10 protein-coding genes and 2 pseudogenes are annotated in these 8,379 nt (G+C 65.9%); 1 reads left to right on the forward strand and 11 read right to left on the reverse strand.

Translation table 11 applies throughout. The features are described from left to right. A partial coding sequence (locus PO768_RS26660) for an urease accessory protein UreH domain-containing protein (RefSeq protein WP_272648481.1) occupies window positions 1-162 on the reverse strand: 162 nt, incomplete at its 3' end. Between the two features lie 2 nt (window positions 163-164). After that, window positions 165-1,690, reverse strand: a pseudogene (gene hemN / locus PO768_RS26670) (oxygen-independent coproporphyrinogen III oxidase). Between the two features lie 179 nt (window positions 1,691-1,869). Between hemN and fnr the strand changes: the two are divergent. Next, on the forward strand, window positions 1,870-2,604 hold the full coding sequence (gene fnr, locus PO768_RS26675) for a fumarate/nitrate reduction transcriptional regulator Fnr (RefSeq protein WP_266007473.1): 735 nt from the start codon (window positions 1,870-1,872) through the stop codon (window positions 2,602-2,604). A 1-nt stretch (window position 2,605) separates the two neighbouring features. On the opposite strand, the gene PO768_RS26680 is transcribed toward fnr, so the two are convergent. The 9 genes and pseudogenes from PO768_RS26680 to PO768_RS26720 all read right to left on the reverse strand — a co-directional run. Beyond that, on the reverse strand, window positions 2,606-2,854 hold the full coding sequence (locus PO768_RS26680) for a hypothetical protein (RefSeq protein WP_272648474.1): 249 nt from the start codon (window positions 2,852-2,854) through the stop codon (window positions 2,606-2,608). Continuing rightward, window positions 2,854-3,105 carry a hypothetical protein gene (locus PO768_RS26685; RefSeq protein ID WP_272648475.1) on the reverse strand — a complete coding sequence of 84 codons (252 nt, stop codon included), beginning with the start codon at window positions 3,103-3,105 and terminating at the stop codon, window positions 2,854-2,856. The genes PO768_RS26680 and PO768_RS26685 overlap by 1 nt, the downstream gene beginning before the upstream one ends. A gap of 27 nt (window positions 3,106-3,132) precedes the next feature. Continuing rightward, on the reverse strand, window positions 3,133-4,587 hold the full coding sequence (gene ccoG / locus PO768_RS26690; RefSeq protein ID WP_272648476.1) for a cytochrome c oxidase accessory protein CcoG: 1,455 nt from the start codon (window positions 4,585-4,587) through the stop codon (window positions 3,133-3,135). Window positions 4,588-4,602: 15 nt separating this feature from the next. After that, window positions 4,603-5,523: a cytochrome-c oxidase, cbb3-type subunit III gene (ccoP, locus tag PO768_RS26695; RefSeq protein WP_272648477.1), complete on the reverse strand. Its 921-nt coding sequence runs from the start codon at window positions 5,521-5,523 to the stop codon at window positions 4,603-4,605. Next, a complete protein-coding gene (locus tag PO768_RS26700; RefSeq protein WP_137942229.1) occupies window positions 5,513-5,674 on the reverse strand; it encodes a cbb3-type cytochrome oxidase subunit 3 in 162 nt (53 codons plus the stop codon). Before PO768_RS26700 ends, ccoP begins: the two co-directional genes overlap by 11 nt. Window positions 5,675-5,686: 12 nt before the next feature. Continuing rightward, entirely contained in the window at window positions 5,687-6,310 is a 624-nt protein-coding gene (ccoO, locus tag PO768_RS26705; RefSeq protein ID WP_272648478.1) for a cytochrome-c oxidase, cbb3-type subunit II, read from the reverse strand. Window positions 6,311-6,323: 13 nt separating this feature from the next. Next, window positions 6,324-7,790, reverse strand: coding sequence for a cytochrome-c oxidase, cbb3-type subunit I (ccoN, locus tag PO768_RS26710; protein ID WP_272648479.1), 1,467 nt, complete (start codon window positions 7,788-7,790; stop codon window positions 6,324-6,326). Continuing rightward, complete coding sequence (gene ccoS, locus PO768_RS26715; protein WP_272648480.1) at window positions 7,783-8,016, reverse strand: cbb3-type cytochrome oxidase assembly protein CcoS; 234 nt, start codon at window positions 8,014-8,016, stop codon at window positions 7,783-7,785. Before ccoS ends, ccoN begins: the two co-directional genes overlap by 8 nt. A 16-nt stretch (window positions 8,017-8,032) precedes the next feature. Then, window positions 8,033-8,379 (reverse strand): annotated as a pseudogene (locus PO768_RS26720) (heavy metal translocating P-type ATPase); the annotation flags it as partial.

An 8,379-nucleotide genomic window follows, 5' to 3' on the forward strand; every position in this document is an offset into this window, starting at 1 on the left:
ACCGCCGGCCGCATAGCTGAGCCAGCGCCCGAGCTGGAACGAGGCCATCGCGCGCGGCGCGCCGCCGCTCAGGCCGGCACAGGCCGCGCCGCACATCGCCAGGCAATGGGGAGATCCGGCCAGGCCCATCAGCAGGGCCGAGCCGGCAAGCGCTGCATCCATGCTCAGATGATCTTAGAAAAGCGCTCTCTTGTGCGATCGGCCTGCAGATAGCGATCGAACACCATCGCGACGGCCCGCACAAAATACCAGCCCAGCGCCGTCACCTCGATGGCGTCCGGTGTGATGGTGACCATGCCGGCCTGCTGCAGCGGGGCCAACCGCTCCAGCTCGGGCCGGAAGTATTCGCCCACCTTGATCAAATGGGCCAGTTCGATCGACTCGAACTCGACCCGGCCCTGNTGGTGACCATGCCGGCCTGCTGCAGCGGGGCCAACCGCTCCAGCTCGGGCCGGAAGTATTCGCCCACCTTGATCAAATGGGCCAGTTCGATCGACTCGAACTCGACCCGGCCCTGGCACATCAGCGCCATGATCATCGCGCGGCGCAGCAGGTCGTCGCGCGTCAGCGCCAGGCCGCGCACCACCGGCAGCTGGCCCTGGCGCAGCGCGTCGTAATACTCGGGCAGGGTCTTGGCGTTCTGGCTGTAGGTGGCACCGACCCGGCCGATGGCCGAGACGCCCAGCCCGATCAGATCGCAGTCGGCCTGGGTGCTGTAACCCTGGAAGTTGCGGTGCAGGCGCCCCTGGCGCTTGGCCACCGCCAGTGAGTCGGTCGGCAAGGCGAAATGGTCCATGCCGATATAGCTGTAGCCCTGGGCAATGAAACCGCTGATCGCCCCCGAGAGCATGTGCAGCTTGTCGGCGGCCGGCGGCAGCTGGGCGATGTCGATGCGGCGCTGCGGCTTGAAGCGCTGCGGCAGATGGGCGTAGCCATAGAGCGCGATGCGGTCGGGCCGCAGCGCCGCGACCTGGGCAACGGTGCGGGCAAAAGACTCGGGGGTCTGCAGCGGCAGGCCGTAAATCAGGTCGACATTGGTCGACTCGAAGCCCAGCGCGCGGGCCTGGCTCATCAGGCTGGCCACGCTGTCAAAGCTCTGGATGCGGTGCACCGCCTTCTGCACCTCGGCATCGAAGTCCTGCACGCCGAAGCTCAGCCGGTTGAAGCCCAGGCTGCGCAGATGCGTCAGGCGCTGCTCGGTAACGGTGCGCGGATCCACCTCAATCGAGATCTCGGCGCCGGCCGCCCGCCTGAAGCGGCTGCGCAGATCCAGCATCAGCCGGCTCAGCTCGGCATCGCTCAGAAAGGTCGGCGAGCCGCCACCCAGATGCAGCTGCGACACGGTCTGCGCACGGCCCAGATGGGCCAGCGTCAGGTCCATCTCGGTGCTCAGGGCCTGCAGATACTCGCCGGCCCGCTCATGGTGGCGGGTGATGACCTTGTTGCAGGCGCAGTAGTAGCAGACCGATTCGCAGAACGGCACATGCACATAGACCGACAGCGGCGTGCCGCCGCCGACCAGCGAGCCGCTGGCGCGCTGGGCCAGCGCCTGTTCGTACTGCGCCACCGTGAAGGCCTCGACGAAGCGGTCGGCGGTCGGGTAGGAGGTGTAACGCGGGCCGGCCACGTCGTAGCGACGCAGCAGTTCTTCGCTGATACCCAGAGCTGTGGCGGTGGTGCTGTTTGGCATGTCCGCCACTGTGCCAAGCCTAGCTGGCGGGCAATTGACCTGCATCAAGCTTGCTGCGCATGGCCCCGACAACAATCACGGCAACCTTGAGGAACATCATGCTGACACCCCTCCACTCTTCGCCCAAGCCGGACACCGGCGAGGCGAGCGGCTGCCCCGGGCAGACCATAATGCGCGGCATGAGCACCGCACCCGCCATCAAGATCGAGCCCTTCAAGGTCGCCTGCTCCAGCTGCAATCTGCGCGAGCTGTGCCTGCCGGTGGGCCTGTCCAAGCCCGATCTGGAGCAGCTCGACAGCCTGGTGGCGACGCGCCGCCAGGTCGCGCGCGGCGACACCTTGTTCCGCACCGGCGACGCCTTCCAGTCGCTCTACGCGGTGCGCACCGGCTTCTTCAAGACCTGCGTGTCGTCCGAGGACGGCCGCGACCAGGTCACCGGCTTCCAGATGGCCGGCGAGCTGCTGGGGCTGGACGGCATCAGCAATGACCGCCACAGCTGCGACGCGGTGGCGCTGGAAGACTCCCAGGTCTGCGTGATCCCCTACGAGCAGCTCGAGGAGCTGTCGCGCGAGTTCACCGATCTGCAGCACCAGTTCCACAAGATCATGAGCCGCGAGATCGTGCGCGACCACGGCGTGATGCTGCTGCTGGGCAGCATGCGCGCCGAGGAGCGCCTGGCCGCCTTTCTGCTGAACCTGACTCAGCGCCTGCAGGCGCGCGGCTTCTCGGCCTCCAGCCTGGTGCTGCGCATGACGCGCGAAGAGATCGGCAGCTATCTGGGCCTGAAGCTGGAGACCGTGTCACGCACCTTCTCGAAGTTCCAGGAAGAGGGCCTGCTGGACGTCAAGCAGCGCCAGATCCAGATCCTCGACCAGGCCGGCCTGCAGCGCCTGGTGAACAGCAGCAACTGCTGATTCAGCGCTCGTCCTTTGTAGCGAGCGGCAAGCCGGCCAGCCACAGGCTTAGCGCCGAACTCAGCCCGGTCACGATCCAGAAGCCCAGAAAGCCCAGCGTGTAGATGCTGGTGCCGGACAGTGAGCTGGCCTCGACCAATGCGGCCGGATCAAGCAGGCTGAAGACCAGAACATCCAGCACCCCAGCCATCAAGAACGAAGGCCACAGGATGGCCATGACCAGGCGCGAGCGCCATGATGGCTCGTCCATCAGCGCCCCCCGGTGGCGGCATGGTTGCGGGCCTTCATGGCCGGTGTCTGCGCCGAACTCATTGCCGCTTCACTGCCGGCACTGGCCTGAGCCGGCACCGCCTCGATCACCGGGTCAGGGTAGGTGATGGCCAGCGCGAGCGTCACAAAGGACGCGACCACCACCACGCTGGGGCCGCCGATCACCAGCCACATCATCGATTCGCGCCACCAGGGTCGGCTCGGCGTGTTGCTTGCTTGCGGTTGACTCATGTTTGCTCCTGCAGGATGCCGCCACGCTCAGCGCGGCACGACAAAGGTTGACTTCTCGCTCAAGGCATAGGCGGGCTGCTCGTCCGCCCCAGCCTCGCGCTCGATGGCGAAACGGATCTCATGGGCGCCGCTGCCGGCCTGGGCCGCGCTCTGCGGCGGCACCCGCAAGGCCACCGACACCCAGCGGGCCTCGGCCGGCCCGACCTCCAGCCGCACCGGCTGCGCAGTGGCCAGCCCGGGCAGGCCCTCGGCCTCGATACGATAGTGCTGCACGGCCTCGGTGGTGTTCATGATCTGCAGCCGGTAGACGTTCTCGATGAAGCCGTCGTCGACCAGGCGCGCCAGCGCGCCGCGATCGCGCACCACATCGACCTTGAAGGGCGCGCGCAGCGCCAGACTGGTGAACAGGCCGGCGGTGATCAGCAGCAGCACCGCGCCATAGATCAACACCCGCGGCCGGAAGATGCGCAGCAGGCGTTCGCGGCGGCTCAGATGCTGGGACAGGCCGTTCTCGGTGTCATAGCGGATCAGGCCGCGCGGATAGCTCATCTTGTCCATCACGCTGTCGCAGACATCGATGCAGGCGGCGCAGCCGATGCACTCGTACTGCAGGCCCTTGCGGATGTCGATGCCGGTCGGACAGACCTGCACGCACAGGGTGCAGTCGATGCACGAGCCCAGGCCCAGTGCGGCAGGATCGGCCTTCTTGCTGCGCGAGCCACGCGGCTCGCCGCGCTCGGCGTCGTAGCTGATGATCAGCGTGTCCTTGTCGAACATCGCGCTCTGGAAGCGCGCATAAGGACACATGTATTTGCAGACCTGCTCGCGCATATAGCCGGCATTGCCATAGGTCGCAAAGCCGTAAAACAGGATCCAGAACCATTCCCAGGGACCCAGGCCCAGGCTCATCACTTCCTGACTCAGGACCTTGATCGGCGTGAAGTAGCCGACAAAGGTGAAGCCGGTCCACAGCCCGATGGCGATCCAGGCCGCCTGCTTGCCGCCCTTGCGCAGCAGTTTCTCGGCGCCCCAGGGGGAAGCATCGAGCCTCATGCGTTTGGCGCGATCACCCTCGAACTTCTGCTCCACCCACATGAAGATCTCGGTATAGACCGTCTGCGGGCAAGCGAAGCCGCACCACAACCGCCCCGCCACCGCAGTGAACAGGAACAGCGCATAGGCCGAGATCAGCAGCAGCCCGGTCAGGTAGATGAAGTCCTGCGGATAAAGGACCAGGCCGAGGATGTAGAAGCGCCGCGATTCGAGGTCGAACAGCACCGCCTGGCGGCTGCCCCAGTCCAGCCAGGGCAGTCCGTAGAACAACAGCTGCGTCGCCCACACCAGCACCCAGCGCCAGGTGGCGAACCAGCCGCTGACGGCACGCGAGTAGATCTTCTGCTGGGCCTGGTAGAGCGACACCATCTCGGTGGCGGCATCATCGGCCGCCACCAGAGGGATGACCTTGCGCGGAGGGCTATCCATGAGTGGCTGGATCGCTTACTTGGCCGCTACCGCAGTGGACGAACGCGACAGGCCCCAGACATAGGCGGCGAGCACGCGGACCTGCTCGGGGCTGAGCCGCTCGCCATGGGCCGGCATCATATTGTTCTTGCCGTTGTTGATGATGGCGACGATGGCGTCCTCACCCCAGCCGTGCAGCCAGATCTTGTCGGTCAGATTGGGGGCACCGAGGGCCTGGTTGCCCTTGCCGTCCATGCCGTGGCAGGCCGCGCAGACGCCGAACTTGCTGCGCCCCAGCTGGGCCGCGATCGAGTTGTGCGCGCTGCCCGACAGGCTCAGCACATAGTTGGCCACATTGCGCACGTCCTCGGGCTTGCCCAGCGCCGCCGCCATCGGTGGCATCACGCCGTTGCGGCCCTTGCTGATGGTCTCGATCAGGGTCTCGTGCTTGTCACCATAGAGCCAGTCGCCATCGGTCAGGTTCGGAAAGCCCTTGCTGCCCTTGGCGTCGGAGCCATGGCAGCCGGCGCAGTTGTTGGCGAACAGGCGCTCGCCGATGCCCATGGCCTGGCCGTTCTTGGCCAGCTCCTCGACCGGCATCGCGTTGAAGGGCGCATAGACCGCCGCCAGCGCGCTGCGCGCCTTGGCCTGCTCGGCCTCGTACTGGCCGGTGCTGCTCCACTTCAGCGTGCCGGCCGCGCTGCCCAGGCCCGGATAAAGGGCCAGATAGATGCCGGAGAACAGCACGGTCAGCACGAACAAGCCCATCCACCAGCGCGGCAGCGGGTTGTTGAGCTCCTTCAGGTCCTCGTCCCAGACATGGCCGGTGCTGTTGTCATTGGCCATCACCTTGCGGCGGCTGGCGATGATCAGCAGGAACAGGCACAGCAGCAGGCCCGCGATCGTGCTCGCGGCCACGAAGATGGACCAGCCGTTGGAGAAGAAATCACTTGTCATTGGGCTCTCCCATCTCGCCTTGCAGCGGCAGCTCGGCGATCTCGTCAAAAGTGCGCTGGTCGCGCTTTCTGCTGTAGACCCAGGCCACGATGGCCAGGAACATCAGCAGCAGCAGCAGGGTCACCGCGCTTCTCAGGGTGTTGATATCCATGCGCCTTCTCCTTTACTTGACGGCGGTGCCCAGCACCTGCAGATAGGCGATCACGGCGTCCATCTCGGTGCGGCCCTTGACAGCCTCGGCCGCGCCGGCAATCTCGGCATCGCTGTACGGTGCGCCGAGCAGGCGCAGCGCCTTCAGCTTGCCCGGCATCTCGGCCGGATCGACCGTCGCGGTGGCCAGCCAGGGGTAGGCCGGCATGTTCGACTCGGGCACCAGATCGCGCGGATTGATCAGGTGGATGCGGTGCCACTCGTCGTTGTATTTGCCACCCACGCGGTGCAGGTCCGGCCCGGTGCGCTTGCTGCCCCACTGGAACGGCCGGTCGTAGACGAACTCGCCGGCGGTCGAGTAGTGGCCGTAGCGCAGCGTCTCGGCACGGAAGGGCCGGATCATCTGCGAATGGCAGTTGTAGCAGCCCTCGCGCACATAGATGTCGCGGCCGGCCAGCTGCAGCGCGGTATAGGGCTTGAGTCCCGTTGCGGCCTCGGTGGTCGAGCGCTGGAAGAACAGCGGCACGATCTCGACGACGCCGCCGACCAGCACGGTCAGCAGCACCAGCACGATCATCAGGAAGTTGTTGGTCTCGATCTTTTCGTGACCGGCGACGGGTTTGTTGTTGTCAGCCATTGTGTTTGCTCCCTCAGGCATGCGCCACCACGGCGGGGATGCGAACCGGCTCGGGTCGTCCGGCACGCACCGTCATCACCACATTCCAGGCCATGATCAGCATGCCGCCCAGGTACAGCAGGCCGCCCAGCAGACGGATCACATAGAAGGGATAGGTGGCCTTGACGCTCTCGACAAAGGTGTAGACCAGGGTGCCGTCCGGGTTGACCGCGCGCCACATCAGGCCCTGCATCACGCCGGCGATCCACATCGCGGCGATATAGAGCACGATGCCCAGGGTCGCGACCCAGAAGTGCAGCTCGATCGCGCGCTTGCTGAACATCTCGGTGCGGCCGTACATGCGCGGGATCAGGTGGTACAGCGAGCCCATCGAGATCAGACCGACCCAGCCCAAGGCGCCGCTGTGCACATGGCCGACGGTCCAGTCGGTGTAGTGGGACAGCGCATTGACCGTCTTGATCGACATCATCGGACCCTCGAAGGTCGACATGCCGTAAAAGCTCAGCGAGACGATCAGGAACTTCAGGATCGGGTCGTCGCGCAGCTTGTGCCAGGCCCCGCTGAGCGTCATGATGCCGTTGATCATGCCGCCCCAGCTGGGCGCCAAGAGCACCAGCGAGAACACCATGCCCACACTCTGCGCCCAGTCCGGCAGCGCCGTGTAGTGCAGATGGTGCGGGCCCGCCCACATATAGGTGAAGATCAGCGCCCAGAAGTGGACGATGGACAGGCGGTAGCTGTAGACCGGCCGGCCGGCCTGCTTGGGGATGTAGTAGTACATCATCCCGAGAAAACCGGCGGTCAGGAAGAAACCCACCGCGTTATGGCCATACCACCACTGCACCATCGCGTCCTGCACGCCGGCATAAGCCGAGTAGCTCTTGGTCCAGCTGACGGGAATCGCCGCGCTGTTGACCAGGTGCAGCAAGGCCACCGCGATGATGAAGGCGCCGAAGAACCAGTTCGCCACATAGATGTGGCGCACCTTGCGCGTGCCCACCGTGCCGAAGAACACGACCGCGTAGCTGACCCAGACCACGGTGATCAGGATGTCGATCGGCCACTCCAGCTCGGCATATTCCTTGCCGCTGGTCATGCCCAGCGGCAGAGTCACCGCCGCCGCGACGATCACCAACTGCCAGCCCCAGAAGGTCAGCCAGGCAAGACCTGGCGCGAACAGCCGCGTCTGGCCGGTGCGCTGCACCACGTGATAGGCGGTCGCGAACAGCGCACAGCCGCCGAAGGCAAAGATCACCGCATTGGTGTGCAGCGGCCGCAAGCGACCATAGCTGAGCCATGAGATGCCGAAGTTCAGCTCCGGCCAGGCCAGTTGGGCGGCGATGATGACGCCCACCAGCATGCCCACCACGCCCCACAGCACGGCGGCCCGCGCGAACGCCCGCACCACACCGTCTTCGTAATGGGGCCCCGATAGTCCGGCAGCCCTCGCCGGCGCGGCCGGCTGCGAAACACTAGCCATTGACATGCTTCTCGCTCCTGTCTTCCTCAGATGCAGAAAATTGTCTGCCCGCCAGCGTTCGGGAGGCTTGATCGCCATCAACCCCGGCCGCTTCCCCCTCGAAGATCCGTTCGCCTTCGCGCTCCAGATCGTCCAATTGCCCGTTATTGATCGCCCAGCCGAACAGGCCGACGATGCCCAGCACCAGCAGCACCGACATCGGGATCAAGAGATAAAGAATGTCCATCGTGTGGGCTGCCTCGTCAGCGTTTCAGGCGGTAGGCGTTCATCACCACCAGCAGCGAGCTGGCCGCCATGCCCAGGCCCGCCGCCCAGGGCGGCAGCAGGCCGGCCAGTGCCAGCGGAATGCAGGTGGCGTTGTAGAGCGCCGCCCAGCCCAGGTTCTGCCGGATCACGCGGCGGGTGCGCAGCGCCAGTTCGCGGGCCAGCGCCACATCGACCAGCCGGCCCGACAGCAGCACGCCATCGGCCTGCGCGCGGGCGATCAGCGCGCCCTGCCCCATCGCCAGGCTGACATCGGCACGCGCCAGCACCGGCGCATCGTTGATGCCGTCGCCCAGCATCAGCACGCGCCGGCCCTCGGCCTGCA

It is taken from the genome of Paucibacter sp. XJ19-41 (assembly GCF_028462495.1).
Taxonomy (GTDB): domain Bacteria; phylum Pseudomonadota; class Gammaproteobacteria; order Burkholderiales; family Burkholderiaceae_C; genus Roseateles_E.

What these genes read in the sequence shown, in the direction of transcription:
- ccoP (WP_272648477.1), bottom strand. Translation starts at nt 5,523, where the DNA reads ATGACAAGTGATTTCTTCTCCAACGGCTGGTCCATCTTCGTGGCCGCG.
- ccoN (WP_272648479.1), bottom strand. Translation starts at nt 7,790, where the DNA reads ATGGCTAGTGTTTCGCAGCCGGCCGCGCCGGCGAGGGCTGCCGGACTA.
- ccoO (WP_272648478.1), bottom strand. Translation starts at nt 6,310, where the DNA reads ATGGCTGACAACAACAAACCCGTCGCCGGTCACGAAAAGATCGAGACC.
- PO768_RS26685 (WP_272648475.1), bottom strand. Translation starts at nt 3,105, where the DNA reads ATGAGTCAACCGCAAGCAAGCAACACGCCGAGCCGACCCTGGTGGCGC.
- PO768_RS26700 (WP_137942229.1), bottom strand. Translation starts at nt 5,674, where the DNA reads ATGGATATCAACACCCTGAGAAGCGCGGTGACCCTGCTGCTGCTGCTG.
- PO768_RS26680 (WP_272648474.1), bottom strand. Translation starts at nt 2,854, where the DNA reads ATGGACGAGCCATCATGGCGCTCGCGCCTGGTCATGGCCATCCTGTGG.
- ccoS (WP_272648480.1), bottom strand. Translation starts at nt 8,016, where the DNA reads ATGGACATTCTTTATCTCTTGATCCCGATGTCGGTGCTGCTGGTGCTG.
- ccoG (WP_272648476.1), bottom strand. Translation starts at nt 4,587, where the DNA reads ATGGATAGCCCTCCGCGCAAGGTCATCCCTCTGGTGGCGGCCGATGAT.
- fnr (WP_266007473.1), top strand. Translation starts at nt 1,870, where the DNA reads ATGAGCACCGCACCCGCCATCAAGATCGAGCCCTTCAAGGTCGCCTGC.